The organism is Luteibacter rhizovicinus, assembly GCF_004342265.1.
In the GTDB taxonomy this organism is placed as follows: Bacteria; Pseudomonadota; Gammaproteobacteria; order Xanthomonadales; family Rhodanobacteraceae; genus Luteibacter; species Luteibacter rhizovicinus_B.
Genome location: NZ_SMCS01000002.1, coordinates 247866 through 262864 on the forward strand (window position 1 = coordinate 247866; position 14999 = coordinate 262864).

A 14999-nucleotide genomic window follows, 5' to 3' on the forward strand; every position below is an offset into this window, starting at 1 on the left:
TCACGAACGAACCGCCACCTGCGGTGAAGCCGAGCCAGACTAGGCCGTTGGCTCAGTCGCAGCTCCGCGCGCAGCGATCGAGCGCTTTACGAGAGTAAACGCCCGCTTGCGCGCCGGTTCGGAGAAATAGCGCTCGACGATAGCGCCAAGCGCAAATGCAATCGCCAGCGTCGGGAAATACCATAGCCATGCCAACGGCATGCCAAGACCCGTGGTCTTCGCTACGGCGACGACGCCGAAGACCACGAACATATGGGTCAGGTAGATCTCGTAACTCCAGCGCCCGGGTGCCGCCAGCCACGCGAAGGCTCGCGGGACTTTCGAGCCTTCCGGCATGGCGTGCGCCGCGAGGATCAGGCAGCCTGCCGATAACGTCAGCACCAGCATGTAGCTATCGTGGATGGTTCGCCAGAGCCAGCCGCCGGAGAACATGATCGTCAGGAATCCCAGCGCGCCGATAACGACGAGAACGCGGCGAGCCATCGTGCCGGGGTGCCAGCGAGTGCTCAGCATGGCGGTGAGAATACCGGTCGCAATGGCGGCCATGCCGGGCAGGTATGCCTTCTCCTGCCATATCTCGTTGTCCGCGTTCATCGCGTGCAGCCACGGTAGTGCCAGTGCAAGTACCGCGAGTGCAAAAACGAAGGCGCGCGTTCGTCCCAGCGTCAGGCATACCAGCGGGAACGCGAGGTAGAACACTTCCTCGACGGACAGCGACCACAGCACGTCCCAGCCGCCTGGCAGGTAGCCCGTGCGTCCCTCATAGACATTGAGCGTGAACGTAAACGCCGAAGCGATCGCGCCGCCCAACGATTGCCCTTCGCGCTGGATGACGTAGTTGTCCACGCCCGCGAGATGGGAGACCGAAAGGACTGCCACCAGGACAAGCAGGCAGGGAACGATGCGAGCGACGCGCCGGGCATAGAAGTCGCGCATGTCGATGGCGGCGAAACTGCCGTTTCTATCCAGCGTGTGGCGTGCGATCAGAAAACCCGAGATCACGAAGAACACGAACACCGCTTCGTAACCGTTGTAGATCAGCCCCTTGAGGAACGGCGTGGGCAACCAGGCCGCCAGGTCGGTCTTGTGCAACGGAAGTCGCAGGCCGAGATGATGCATCACGACGAACAGAATGCTCGCACCACGCAGAGCGTCGATCCCGGCATTTCGCGAGCGCGTCGCGCCCCTTCCCGACTCCAGCATGCAACTCCCCAGACCTGATGTGCGACGCGAGTCTAGCAGTCGATCGGAGACGTGCCTGAAAGACCCCTCTTTTCAAAAAGGCCCGATCCGGGCATCATGTGAATGAGATTGATTCGCATTTATAGTGGTGATATAGCCGCGCCACGTCAGGGATACCCAAAGCAGATGACCACTAGAAGAAACGCCTTGCCAGCGCTGATGGCCGCGCTTGTGCTGCCTGCGTTAGCCATCGGCCAGACGCTTCCATCCGATAGCGGCGACGCGCAGAAAGCGGTCCAGCTCGCTCCCGTTTCAGTCCACGGCCAGACCCTCGACGAAGGCTATACGCGTACCGATGCCGCCGCCGGCACCAAGACGGATACGCCGCTGATCGAAACCCCGCAGGCGGTGTCCGTCATCTCCGCGGCGCAGCTCCTGGATCAGGGCGTACTCACGATTCAGGACGCCCTGCGCTATTCCGCCGGCGTCCGTTCGGATGCCTACGGCGTCGATAGCCGCGGCGACGATGCCTTCGTGCGCGGTACGTCGTTCACCCAATACCTCGACGGCCTGCGCCAGTACTTCGGCGGCAGCTACGCACGGACCGAACCGTATTTCCTCGACCACATCGAAGTCGTACGCGGTCCGTCGTCCGTGCTGTACGGCCAGGGCACCACGGGCGGCCTGATCGCACTGAATTCGAAGTTGCCGCAGTCGACACCCATGCATGAAGTGAACGTGCAGTTCGGCAACTACGCCCGCAAGCAGATCGCGTTCGACTTCACCGGCCCGCTGGACGACAAGGGGCACTGGAACTATCGCCTGATCGGCGTGGCGCGCGATTCCAACTCGCAGATGGACCACGTGCCCGACGACCGCAACGCGCTCGCGCCTTCCGTATCGTGGACGCCGGACGAAAACACGCGCTGGGTGTTGCTGGCCAATCTCCAGTTCGATCGCAACGGCACGACGCTGAACTTCCTGCCGCATTCGGGCACCTTGCTGCCCAATCCGAACGGACGCATTCGTACGAATCGCTTCGCCAGCGAACCCGGTTTCGACCGCTACAACACGGATCAGCGTTCGTTCTCGTCGCTGTTCGAACATCGCTTCGACGATACGTGGAAGTTCTCGCAGAACCTGCGCTATTCGCATGACAACGTGGACTACCGGTCGCTCTATCCCAACGTCTATTCCAATCCGGGCAATCCATTCCTCGACGAGGCGCAGCGGGAAGTGACTCGTTACAGCTACGTGTCGATCAACCGGCATCGCCGGTTCGTCACCGACACACATGCGGAAGCCGACTTCGACTTTGCCTCGATGCATCATCGCGTGCTGATCGGCGTGGACGCGGGTAGCTCCCATACGGACAGCCGTCAGGGCTCGGGTTTCGATGCAACACCGTTCGACCTGTACGCACCTGTATACGGCAACGGTTTCACGCCGCCCGATATTTTCAGGGCACCTTCCAGCCGCACGAAGCAAACCGGCGCTTACCTTCAGGACCAGCTCGAGTTCGGCTCGCACTGGCTGGCGACACTGGGCGTCCGCCACGACGACGCATCGACGAAGACCGAAGGCAGCCATACGATGAAGAACCAGGCGACCACGTCGCGCTTCGGCGTGATGTATCGCTTCGACAATGGAATCGTCCCTTACGTCAGCTATACCGAATCGTTCCAGCCACTGGACAGCCTCGACTTCTACAACCGTCCTTACGCACCGCTACGCGGCAAACAGTACGAGGCCGGGGTAAAGATCCAGCCAACCGGTAGCAACACGCTGTTCACCGCCACCTGGTACGACCTTCGCGAGGAAAACCGTCTGGCCCCGGATCCGGCCAATCCTCTCAATCAGATCCAGGCCGGCCGCATGCACACGCACGGTGTCGAGCTTGAAGGATCCACGCGTATCGCGAATCACGTCGATCTTCTGGCGACCTATACGTGGACGAATGCGAGGCCCGACGATGGCACCATCGTGGCCGGCCTGCCGAAAAACCAGGCATCGACCTGGGCGGTCTATCACGTGAACGCGGCGGACAGCGACGGCCTGAGCTTCGGCGCGGGTGCGCGCTATATCGGCAAAAACTACGACCAGAGTGGCACGCTGCGCATAAACGCGAAGACGCTGTTCGACGCCATGATCGCGTACGACACCGGCCCATGGCGCCTTTCCGTCAACATCGCGAACCTGACCGACCAGATTTACGAGGCGACCTGCCTTGATCGCGGCGACTGCTTCTACGGCCCTCGCCGCAGCATCGTGGGCAACGTGCGCTACCGCTTCTGACCAGCAAGAACTATCAAACCCCGGCTGCTGACGGCGGCTATCCTGTGGAACATCCGATCCATCGTGGGGTTCCAACATGGCCGCCGCCGAGAAAGCGCTCTGGTTCATCGAAACGCACTTCGCCACGGATATATCGCTGGCCGATGTAGCGACCGCCACCGGGGTATCGCAATACCACCTTTCAAGGCTGTTCCAGGCGACCACCGGCTGGTCCGTCATGAAGTACATGCGCGCACGACGCCTGAGCGAGGCAGCGCAGGCACTCGCCAGCGGCGCCCGGGACATTCTCGATCTGGCACTTTCGTCCGGCTATGGCTCGCACGAAGCGTTCACTCGCGCGTTTCGCGACCAGTTCGGCATGCCCCCGGAAGCCGTGCGTCTACGGGCGTCGTGTGCCGACCTCCCGCTCGTGTCGGCCGTGAGAGGTGGCGCCCAGCCCGACTGGCCCGTCGAAACCCCGCGCGTCGAAGTATCCGGAGCCCTGCTGATCGCTGGCAATGCAGGCCGATACAACAAGTCGACTGGCGCCGGCATACCCGCGCAATGGCAGAAACTCAACCTGAGTGCCGATGGTCCGTTACTCGAAGGGCGCGTCACATACGGGGTGTGCTGCAACGACGACGACGAAGGCAACTTCGAATACGTCGCCGGTTTCGAGGTACCGAGTTTCACGGATGTCGGCAATCGCGCGCACATCCGCGTTCCGGCAAGGCGCTACGCTGTCGTGCGGCACGCCGGTCATATTTCTTCCATCCATCGCACATGGCAGGCCATGCTTTCGGTAGCTCTTCCCGACGCGGGACTGGAGCTTGCCGACGGCCCGAGCTTCGAACGTTACGCGCCCGATTTCGACGGACGGACCGGGGTCGGCGAAGTCGAAATCTGGTTGCCCCTGGTACCGTGACTCAAGGAAAACGCAACATGCGCTCGTATCTATGTGCCCTGGTATTTGCCGCTTCGATCATTTCCACGTCGCAGGCCGCCATCGTCGGCGAAATACACCGGACGACCACCACGCCGACGGCTGCACTACGCAGCGCCGGTCACGATGCCACATTGCGCGTCACCATCTGGTATCCGGCGGCAACCGGAGCCATCGAGAAGCCATTGGAAATCGGACCTCCCGGCAATCCCCTGTTCGTATCCGGCAGCGCAGCGGCGGACGCGGCATTCGCCGAAGGCGCTCATCCTGTGATCCTGCTATCGCATGGGTTTGGCGGAAGCGCGCGCATGATGGGATGGTTGGGTACGGAACTGTCTCGCCACGGATACGTCGTCGTCGCCGTCGACCACCCCGGCAACAATGCGCTGGGCCCCATGACGGCAGCCGGTGCGCTGCTCTGGTGGGAGCGTGCCGAGGATCTGAAGGCCGCGCTTCGCGTCGCCGAAAGCGATCCGCTCGCCGGCCCGCACATCGACAGGAAAAGACTCGGCGTCGCCGGCTTCTCGGCGGGCGGGTTTACATCGCTGGTCGCCGCTGGCGCGCGTGTCGATGTCGATCGCCTCGTACGCTTCTGCAACACGCATCCCACCGACGGGGTATGCATGCCGCAAAAGGAAGCACCCGAACTGACCAGCGAGGCGGTTAAAAAAGCGTCGCACGAACCCGCGATTGCCGCACAACTCCGGCACGCGGCCGACGATCACTCCATCCCGGGGATCCGTGCCGCGTTCACGATAGCGCCGGCGATCGTGCAGGCACTGGATCCAGCGAGCCTGCGTGCTATCGATATCCCCGTACGCATCGTACTGGGCAATGCGGATGTCACCGCACCTCCGTCGACCAATGGCGACGTTGCGGCAACGCTGCTCCCCCACGCCACGCTGACCGCGCTACCCGATGTAACTCACTACGACTTTCTAGGCACCTGCACGCAGGATGGTCGCAAGCTCGTTCCCCTGTGCGCACTGAAGCGGCCGCAGGAAGACACACACAAGAAAGCACTCGATGCGGCAATCTCGTTCTTCGACGCCAACATCTGACGAGGCGGCTCAGGCGGCGTGAAGGTGCAGGCCCAGCGCCCGGATAACCCGCATCACCGTGGCGAACTCGGGATTGCCCTCGGCCGACAGGGCGCGATACAGGCCTTCGCGCGAAATGCCGGTGTCGCGAGCAAGTTTGCTCATACCACGCGCGCGGGCGATGTCGCCCAGCGCGGCACGGACGAGACTTCCGTCACCGGGGTCTTCTTCGAGGCAGGCATTGAGATATGCCTTGCGGGTGGCCTCGGTGGCCAGATGATCGACTGCGTCCCAGCGAGAGAATTTTTCCGCCATGAGTTACTCCTTCCATTCCGAAGCGATGGCCAGCGCGCGTTCGATGTCCGCGGATTGCGATTGTTTGTCGCCGCCAGCCAGCAGCACGATCAACCGTGCGCCTCGCCGCGTGTAGTACACGCGGTAACCTGGTCCGCAGTCGAGTCGCAGCTCGCTGACACCCCGGCCGACTGGCTTTACGTCGCCCGGATTACCCAGGGACAGCCAACGTATCCGCGCAACGATTCGCATCGCGCCGTGGCTGTCCCTGAGACCCGAGTGCCAGCGGCGAAACGTTTCGCTCTGGACTATCTCGAACATGACGGACTGTAACTCATAGATCACACCCAGTAAATGGCGGGGGACCTGCTGCCCCCTCATCCATTTCAGCGGCATGGGACATCTTCCCGAAGAAGGCATCCACGCTTCGGACCGTACGATCCGGCCGATCCGGACGACTGGAGCCGCCCTCGCCGCCAACCTGCCTGCATCGAAAACCCAATGGGAGGCTGCGATGCGGGACGTATGGCGAAAGACCGGACGAGGATTGGCATTGACCCTGTTCACGATGGGAAGCATCGCGGTGGCGGCGTACGCGTTCACGTATTTCCGGATGCCGCACAACATCGGCAACCCTTTCGATGCCAATTTCGCAACATCGGGCTTTGACGTACCGGGTCACTTCTTCGGCGCGGGTCTCGCCTTGCTCCTCGCACCGCTACAGCTAAGCCGGACCGTACGCCGGCGCTGGCCACGCCTGCACCGGCTGGGCGGCTGGCTTTCGGCGGGAGGCATCCTGATCGGCGCGCTCTCGGGGTTGTCGCTTTCGACCCACTCGCAAGGGGGCGCCGCCAGCGGCATCGGGTTCGCGCTGCTCGCACCGACCTGGCTATTCGTCACGGGCAACGGCATCCGCTATGCACTGGCCGGCGATACCGAACGCCATCGACGCTGGATGTCGCGCAGCGCGGCCCTGACGTTTTCCGCCGTGACCCTGCGCCTCATTCTCGCCGCTGGCACCATCCTAGGGATGCCATTCGGCGATACCTATATCTTTGCGGCATGGGCGTGCTGGCCGATCAACCTGGCCGTCTGCGAGATCATCCTGCGCTGGCCGGGCCGGCGCATGCCGGAAGCTATCGCGTCAGTCGCCTGACAAGGCATCGTGGGACTCGCGTCGGCGATAAGCGCTCGGGGTATCGCCTGTCTGCTTCTTGAAAGCGGCGTTGAAGGTCGACTTCGACGTGAACCCCGAGGCGTAGGCGATATCCAGGATGCTGCGCGAATCGTCCGGATCGGCGAGCCTCACGCGTACCGCTTCGATCCGCAGTCGATTGACGTACTCCCAGAAGCAGCAGCCGAAACGGCGATTGATTACCGCCGACACGAGATATTCGGGATAGCCGCTGCGTTTCGCGACCTGCGCGATGGTCAGTGCCGGCTCGAGGTACAGAGCACCCGGCCCCTCCATCAACCGGGCCAGCCGTGTCTCGACAGCGGGAAAGCGCGCGTCGTCCCGAGCCGGGGTATCTTCCGCCGCGGGGGCGGCCGGGATTGATTCCGGTACCACGGGAGGCTGCCCCAGGCAGCACCATCCCACCACACAGATCCACGCCGCGACCGCGCCGAACAGCAATCCATAGTCGACACCGGGAATCTTCACCAGCCATTGGGCCAGCGCGATCAGCCAGATAACGATCTGGAAACCCGCCATCGCGTCGATCCAGTACAACGACATACGATCCGCGTCCGAGCGCCGCTCCCTCAATGCGCGCCGGTAACGATGGACGCGGACCAGAGCGGCGACGACATAGGAAAGGCCATACGCGAACAGCGCGATATTCATCCATGGCGCGGTGATGCGCCCGCCCGCCGCCAGTCTTTCGAACAGCACCTGCGCCGTCGCGCGATCGACGAAAATCAGATCCGCGTTGCTGGCAAGCAGTACGGCGAAACCCGTGAAATGCAGCAAGTCGCGAATACGAAAGCCCTGCCCTCTCGTCAGGGCGCGTACGTACAAATAGAAGAAGCTGCCGTAGAACAGCGGAAACAGTCCGACGAAGCGATACGCACGCAACCACGCAGCGTCCGGCGCATGCCAGTAGATCGCCTTCACGGCGAGATCGAGACCGAGCAATGCCACCCACGCGGCGAGTACGCGATTGGCCTGCGCATTGGCCGGCCGCCTCCACAGGGCAAGAGCCAGCAGCACCGCCTGCAAGGCAGCGGCGCTATAGATGAATACCCAGGCGGTCATGAGGTGGACATGCACTCTTGAATCGGTGAAGGCACTCACGATCCTCGCCGAAAGCGGGCCGGCCGTCATCCATTACTTCCCGCATGCCGCCGCGTCGGGAGAGCGGCGTGAATCGTCTGTCTACACCGGCAGCGCTAAACTGGGCGTCGCCATCCCGCCGGAAGCAACCATGCCACCACACGCCCGAACGGGAGGTCGCCGACCGGAAGCCACGCCGCCGCTCGGTATCCGGGAACGGCTCGGCGCACTGGCCAACGTGCCACCGTTCATCAAGGCGGTCTGGCAGACCAGTCCCCTGCTGACCATCGAGAACCTGGTCCTGCGCTTGCTCCGCGCGCTGTTGCCGGTCATCACGCTCTTCGTCGGCAAGCTGATCATCGACGAGGTCACCCACCTCATCGCCGGAGGCGCGCGACACGGCAGCGCGAGCGAATGGCTGGCCAGCGGCGAACTCGACCGGCTCTGGTGGCTGCTCGCGCTGGAGTTTTCGCTGGCTGTGGTCGCCGATCTGCTGGGGCGTCTGGTTTCGCTGGTGGATTCGCTGCTCTCCGAACTCTATGCCAACGCGACCAGCGTCCAGCTGATGGAGCACGCCGCGAGCCTCGACCTGGAAGATTTCGAGGACGCCGACCTGCAGGACCGCCTCGATCGCGCGCGTCGCCAGGTGGCCGGTCGCAGCGGCCTGCTGTCGCAGCTATTCGGGCAGGCTCAGGACATGGTCACCATCGTCAGCTTTGCCGTGGGCCTGTTCGTCTATGCACCCTGGCTGATTCTGCTGCTGCTCGTGGCGCTGGTGCCTGCCTTCCTTGGCGAAATGCACTTCAACGCGAAGAGCTACGCCGTCAGCTACGAATGGACGCCGGAACGACGCGAACTCGACTACCTGCGCATGGTGGGAGCGAGCGCGCAGACCGCCAAGGAAGTGAAGAGCTTCGGCCTGAACAACTTTCTGATTACCCGTTACCGCGAGCTGTCGAAAGCCATGTACGCGGCGAACCGGAAAATCGCCGTGCGCCGCGCCGCATGGGGCGGGCTTTTCACCACGATAGGGACGCTTGGCTACTACGCCGCCTATGCACTGATCGCATGGCGTACGGCACGCGGCGAATTCACCATCGGCGACCTGACCTTCCTGTCCGCGTCGTTTCGCCGTTTGCGCACGCTTCTGGAAAGCCTGCTCGCCGGTTTCTCGCAACTCGCGGGACAGGCGCTGTATCTGGACGACCTGTTTTCGTTCTTCCGCATCCAGCCCGAAATCCACTCGCCCGAGCACCCTCGCCCCTTTCCCGAACCCATTCTTGAAGGCTTCCGTTTCGAAGGCGTGGGTTTCCGCTATCCCGGCGCGGAGCGCTGGGCGGTACGCGATCTGTCCTTCACGCTTCGCGCGGGCGAAGTGCTTGCGCTGGTCGGCGAAAACGGTGCGGGCAAGACCACCATCGTGAAGTTACTCTCGCGACTGTACGACCCCGACGAAGGACGCATTCTTCTCGACGGTCATCCGCTCGCCGAATACGACCTGGAAGCACTGCGCTCGCACATCGGCGTCATCTTCCAGGACTTCGTACGCTATTACCTGCGCGCCTCGGAAAACATCGCGGTGGGCCGTATCGAAGCGCGCGACGACATGCAACGTATCGAGGACGCCGCCCAACGCAGCCTGGCCGACGACGTCATTGCACGACTACCCAAGGGCTACGAGCAAATGCTCGGCAAGCTGTTCAAGGGTGGCGTCGACCTGTCCGGCGGCGAGTGGCAGAAGATCGCGATCGCGCGGGCCTACATGCGGGCCGCTCCGCTGCTTGTACTGGACGAACCCACGGCAGCACTCGATGCCCGCTCGGAGTATGGCGTTTTCCAGCGATTCAAGGATCTCTCCGAAGGAAAGACCGCAGTCATCATTTCGCATCGCTTCTCGACGGTTCGTATGGCCGATCGCATCCTGGTCCTCAGCCAGGGTCGAGTCGTCGAAGTCGGTAGCCACGACGAGCTTGTCGCCGCAGGCGGTTATTACGCCGAACTGTTCGAACTGCAGGCCGCGGGTTACCGCTGACGCGTAACGAAGAGGAGCCTGTATGCCGGATCCTCTTTGCCTCGAATGTAACGAACGCTAAGGTTCGTCACCGGACTGTCACGAAATATACATTCCACGGTGAAAGTATCGCCCCCTTAACAGCCTGGCGCATTCGAGCGTCGGCGCTCGACTATCAGGGGACGATACGTGCCGAAGAAATCATTGCTTGCGCTTGCACTGGGCGTGGCGCTATCGAGCACCGCATGGGCTACGCCCGGCGACAACACCGATATCGACACGGAGGGCACGGCGAAGCCGGCGGCTGTCGATCTCGATGCCGTATCGGTCATCGGTACGGGCGAGTCGCGGCAAGTGCAGCGCGTGCGCCCGAAAGACCTGGCCGTTCTCCCGCCCGGCACCAGCGTGCAGAAAGCGCTCAACATTCTTCCGGGCGTCAATGCCCAGTCGGTCGACGCGCTCGGACTCAACGAGCAGTCGCTGACCATGAGTCTGCGCGGCTTCAACTCCACGCGCCTCGGCTACACGCTCGACGGCCTGCCGCTGGGCGATAGCGCGTACAACAATTACAACGGCCTCAGCATCAGCCGCGCGTTGATCTCCGAGAACCTGGGCGGCGCGGCACTTGCCGGCGGCATCGGCGCGCTGGGCACCGCATCCACCAGCGACCTCGGCGGCACGGTGGAATACACGACGAACGATCCCGCGAAAACGATGGGCGCACGCGTCAGCCAGACCTTCGGCAGCGACAACACGAAACGCTCCTTCGCCCGTTTCGACACCGGCGAGCACAACGGATTCTCGATGTACTTGTCCGGCATGCGCGCCACGTCGGACCTCTGGGCCGACCAGGGCGCGTACAACGAATCGACCAACAAGCAGTTCAACGGCAAGGCCGTCTACGACTTCGCCGGTGGCCGCATCACCGGCTTCGTCGATACGTCGCGCATGTCGCAGGCCGACAATTTCTATCTCTCCAAGAGCGAACTCGCGCGCGGGCTTGGCTGGGACTGGGGCGGTTATGCACCGGACTGGAAAAAAGCCGTAGGCAAGGCGTACTGCAATACCGCGACGCTCAACGCCAGACTTTGCGACAGCAGCGGCGCCGACAAGGATGCCGATGGCGCGTTCACCGCAGGCCAGATCCTCCGGTCGGACGACCTGTATTACCTCGCCGGCGACTTCTTTCCGACCGACACCGTCACGATCCACGCTCAGGTCTATCACCACGAAGACGCGGGCGAAGGGCACAACTGGACCAGCGGCACATGGTCCAACAAGAGTCAGCCGAACCAACTGCCAATCGCCTTCCGCAATACGCTCTATGGCATCAACCGCACGGGCGCCGTACTGTCCGCGAGCTGGGACATCGGCATGCATCATGTCGAAGGCGGCGTCTGGTACGAAAACAATAACAACACATCGTCCCGCTACACGAGCAACGTCACCGGCCCGCGCGATCTGAGCGGCCCGGCTACCGGCCAACCCGATAACGGCGTATTCGCGCAGCGAACGCTGGTGATCACACGCCAGGCCTATTTGCAGGACACGATGAAGTTCTTCGACGATCGCCTCACCGTCGACGCGGGCGTGAAAAGCCCGCACTCGTCGGCTGCCGCGCAGGCGCTGCCGGGCATCGCGAAAACACCCATCTCGCCCACGTCGAACAATCAGTTCTCGACGGGAAAACTGTCGGCCAGCAAGGCGTTCCTCCCCGAGGCCGGTGTGCGTTACCAGATTGCGAAAGGCCAGGAAGCGTTCGTCAGCTATGCCCAGAACATCGCCATGTTCCAGGGCGGCCCGAAGCTCGGCCCGCAAGCTGTCAGCCAGTCAACATGGGATAGCCAGGGCAATCTGCAACCGGAGAAATCGCGTTCGCTCGAAGCCGGATACCGGCTCGACCGCGACATGTACCAGGCCTCTGTCGCTGCATACAAAGTGCGCTTCGACAATCGCCTGCTCCAGTACAACCCATGCGACTCGCGCCAGGCCGTCGGCCCGACCTGCGGCAACCGCTTCTACAACGTCGGCGGCGTCGACAGCCACGGTGTGGAACTGACCTTCGTCTGGACGCCGGTCAGCTACTTCCAGTGGTACAACTCCGCGTCGTTCAATCGATCGACCTATGCGAACGATTATGTGCAAGGCGGTGTCGTCCAGCACACGAAGGGCAAGATCCAGACCGATACGCCGAACAAGCTCTTCGCAAGCGAAGTCAGCTTCAACTACGGTGGCTGGTTTGCCTCGCTACGCGGCAAATACACAGGCAAGCGTTATTACACATACACGAACGATCAGGGCTTCGGCGGCTTCACCGTGCTCGATCTCGGCGCGGGTTACGACTTCGGTGCCACGGAGTTCGCGAAAGACGTCCGGCTCTCGTTCAATGTCACGAACCTGACCGACAAACGCTACGCCAGCAACCTCGACTCAAGCGCGTTCCTGCCGAGCGATCCGGCCGGCACCACGTATGTGTTCCACGGGTCGGCACCGACTCAGGTGTTCGGCACGCTCGACATCCGGTTCTGAGGATGCGCGCGATCGCTACGATCATCGTTTCGCTTGCGCTCCTGCCGGCCCTTGCGGCCGGCGTGGAGTTCGACACACCGCACCTGAGCAACGCGAAGGGGAAGGTGTCGGTCGAACTGGGCGGACAACGCTTCGTGAACCATGGACTCGTCGGTGCGGGCCGCCTTTCGGCAGGCACCGTCGACTTCATGGGTGACACGCTGGGCTCGTTCTCTTCGCTCGCCATCGACAAGGCGAGCTGGAAACGCGTCGGCGATCGGTACGAAGGGGTGATGTGGACGCTCCCCGATCGCGGCCGCAACGATCCCGGCGCGGGCCTGTTTTACGACTACGCCGCGCGGCTGCATCGCTTCCGCGTACGCGTCAGGCCGTATACGGGCAAGCCGCTTCCCGCCGATCGCGCGTCGCAACGCCAGGTCGACATCGTCCCCGATGGCGGGATCGAGTTGCGCGACTTCAGGGGTACGCCGTTCACCGGCGCGGACCCCGGCACAGGCACCCTCGTCGAGAACGGCATCACGCTACCCTCTCCGGCTAGCGGCACCGGCGCGGGGAAAGTATCGATCGACGCCGAGTCCCTGCAGTTCACGCAGGACGGCGGCTTCTATGTCGGCGACGAGTATTCGGCCAGCGTGTTCCATTTCGACCCGAAGGGCCGGTTGACCGGCGTGATCGTACCGCCCGCCGCCGTGACGCCGCGTCGCGACGGGCGTATCGATTTCAACTCGCTCACACCGCCGCAGACGGGGCGACGCAACAACCAGGGCGTCGAAGGCATGTCGCTTTCGCCCCATGGCACACGCCTCTTCGTCGCCTTGCAAAGCGCACTGTTGCAGGACTCCGCTACCGGTGACGCGAGCGGACGCGCCGACACGCGAGTCATTGTCTACGACGTCGCCAACAATCCCGTACCGGCACAACCCATCGCGCACTACGTCGTCCAGCTTCCGACCTACAACGACGCAGGCAAAGGCAAGCCAGCCAACCGGACCGCGGCACAAAGCGAAATCCGCGCGATCAACGGGCATCAGTTCCTGATGCTCTCGCGCGACGGGAATGGGTTGGGTACCGACAACGACAAGCCCATCGTCTACAAGAGTGTCCTTCTCGTCGATACGGACGGCGCCACCAATCTTGCCGGCACAGCGTATGAAACCGATACGACGCCCGTGCTGCGCGCAGCCGACAGCATCGTATTGAAGGCCGATATCGTTCCCGCGCACTGGGTCGAACTCATCAATATGCTTGCGCCGGCGCAGCTTGGCCGCTTCGGGATGAACGTCGCGACCACACCGAAGAACCAGCCAACGACGCTTTCCGAAAAATGGGAAGCCATGGACCTCGTGTCCGTGAGAGATGCGTCACACCCGGACGACTATCTGTTGTTCGTCGGTAACGACAATGACTTTATCGCTCGCCACTGTGTCATGCAGGGACAGGCCTGCGATTCGACCTTCGATAACGACAACATGATTCTGGTGTACCGCCTTACCTTGCCCACGATGCAACGTAGCGGTCGCTAGTACACGGAACCCAACCAGCGAGGCAACGCGCATGAAGAAGTCGTTCGTCAGTACGTTCGTCGTGGCCGCCGTTCTCGGCACCGCCTGCGCCCATGCAGCCAATGCACCGGCCGCGGTCGACAGCAAGGAATACAAGGTACTTCTCGATCCCTCGCGCTTCGCGAGCAATCCGTCGTCGGCTGCAAGCAGCCTGCTTGGCGACCTTTCCGTCCGTCTTTCGCAACTGGCCTTCGACAAGACCGTGTCGGGCGGCTTTTCGGTGGACAAGCGGGATAACGTCGCCTACTACGACACGGCGGGCACCTGCGTCGTGCGCGGCAATAACTACGCGGTCCGGACGCGCAGCGGCGGCGACTCCGACATCCAGTTCAAGTTCTCGCATCCGGACGAAGAACTTTCGGCGGCAACGCTGGTTACCGGCACGGGCAAGAACAAGAGCACGAAGCTGGAGACCGACGTCGGCCCGGCCAGCCTTGTCTATTCGCATTCCACCAAACAGGACCCGGCCACGACCGGTGCCCCGACCACCGTCGCCGACCTGATTACGCAGTTCTCGGGTGCCTCGACGCTGTCCTCATACAAGACGCAGGCACTGGTACCCGTCAACGGCCTGGACATCGTCCAGCAGGAATACACCGGACCGGTGTCCGATCTGGGACAGTCCGATGCGGAGTTCACGCTGACGCTGTGGTACGTCGGCGGCAGCAGCGCTCCCGCTCTTGCCGAGCTGTCCTACAAAGTGAAAGCCGACTCCAGCGCCTATTTCACGACGCCCGTGCTCACACGCTCGCAGACCCTGCTCAAGGCAATGAGTACGCTCGACGGCTGGATGCTCAGCCCGTCGACGACGAAGACAGCGTGGGTATACAACTATCGCTCGGCCGCGTATCCGAACGGATTCTGCAGCGGCACCTGATGCGACAGCCGC

12 protein-coding genes are annotated in these 14999 nt (G+C 62.8%); 8 read left to right on the forward strand and 4 right to left on the reverse strand.

The window, feature by feature from the left end:
* Positions 1-39: 39 nt before the first annotated feature.
* Positions 40-1203, reverse strand: coding sequence for an acyltransferase family protein (locus EC912_RS05250; RefSeq protein WP_132142097.1), 1164 nt, complete (start codon positions 1201-1203; stop codon positions 40-42).
* 165 nt (positions 1204-1368) lie between these two features.
* Here EC912_RS05250 and EC912_RS05255 point away from each other — a divergent pair, with 165 nt between their 5' ends.
* The 3 genes from EC912_RS05255 (at position 1369) to EC912_RS05265 (ending at position 5460) form a co-directional block, all read left to right on the forward strand.
* Positions 1369-3477 carry a TonB-dependent siderophore receptor gene (locus EC912_RS05255; RefSeq protein ID WP_165973515.1) on the forward strand — a complete coding sequence of 703 codons (2109 nt, stop codon included), beginning with the start codon at positions 1369-1371 and terminating at the stop codon, positions 3475-3477.
* A gap of 76 nt (positions 3478-3553) precedes the next feature.
* A complete protein-coding gene (locus tag EC912_RS05260) occupies positions 3554-4381 on the forward strand; it encodes an AraC family transcriptional regulator (RefSeq protein WP_132142099.1) in 828 nt (275 codons plus the stop codon).
* A gap of 17 nt (positions 4382-4398) precedes the next feature.
* Positions 4399-5460 carry an alpha/beta hydrolase family protein gene (locus EC912_RS05265; RefSeq protein WP_132142100.1) on the forward strand — a complete coding sequence of 354 codons (1062 nt, stop codon included), beginning with the start codon at positions 4399-4401 and terminating at the stop codon, positions 5458-5460.
* Positions 5461-5469: 9 nt separating this feature from the next.
* Here the strand turns inward: EC912_RS05265 and EC912_RS05270 are convergent, their stop codons facing one another.
* Complete coding sequence (locus EC912_RS05270; RefSeq protein WP_132142101.1) at positions 5470-5754, reverse strand: addiction module antidote protein; 285 nt, start codon at positions 5752-5754, stop codon at positions 5470-5472.
* A 3-nt stretch (positions 5755-5757) separates the two neighbouring features.
* Positions 5758-6054, reverse strand: coding sequence for a type II toxin-antitoxin system RelE/ParE family toxin (locus tag EC912_RS05275; protein ID WP_132142803.1), 297 nt, complete (start codon positions 6052-6054; stop codon positions 5758-5760).
* A gap of 232 nt (positions 6055-6286) precedes the next feature.
* On the opposite strand from EC912_RS05275, the gene EC912_RS05280 reads away from it, so the two are divergent.
* A complete protein-coding gene (locus EC912_RS05280) occupies positions 6287-6889 on the forward strand; it encodes a DUF2306 domain-containing protein (protein WP_165973516.1) in 603 nt (200 codons plus the stop codon).
* Here EC912_RS05280 and EC912_RS05285 read toward each other — a convergent pair.
* On the reverse strand, positions 6878-8029 hold the full coding sequence (locus tag EC912_RS05285; RefSeq protein ID WP_243649161.1) for a helix-turn-helix domain-containing protein: 1152 nt from the start codon (positions 8027-8029) through the stop codon (positions 6878-6880). The genes EC912_RS05280 and EC912_RS05285 overlap by 12 nt on opposite strands.
* 130 nt (positions 8030-8159) lie before the next feature.
* On the opposite strand from EC912_RS05285, the gene EC912_RS05290 reads away from it, so the two are divergent.
* The 4 genes from EC912_RS05290 to EC912_RS05305 all read left to right on the forward strand — a co-directional run bounded on the left by EC912_RS05290 (position 8160) and on the right by EC912_RS05305 (position 14987).
* On the forward strand, positions 8160-10040 hold the full coding sequence (locus EC912_RS05290; RefSeq protein ID WP_132142103.1) for an ABC transporter ATP-binding protein: 1881 nt from the start codon (positions 8160-8162) through the stop codon (positions 10038-10040).
* A 168-nt stretch (positions 10041-10208) separates the two neighbouring features.
* Positions 10209-12548, forward strand: coding sequence for a TonB-dependent receptor (locus tag EC912_RS05295; protein ID WP_132142104.1), 2340 nt, complete (start codon positions 10209-10211; stop codon positions 12546-12548).
* Between the two features lie 2 nt (positions 12549-12550).
* A complete protein-coding gene (locus EC912_RS05300) occupies positions 12551-14071 on the forward strand; it encodes an esterase-like activity of phytase family protein (RefSeq protein WP_132142105.1) in 1521 nt (506 codons plus the stop codon).
* A gap of 31 nt (positions 14072-14102) precedes the next feature.
* Positions 14103-14987, forward strand: a complete 885-nt coding sequence (locus tag EC912_RS05305) for a hypothetical protein (RefSeq protein WP_132142106.1) — start codon at positions 14103-14105, stop codon at positions 14985-14987.
* Positions 14988-14999: the final 12 nt, after the last annotated feature.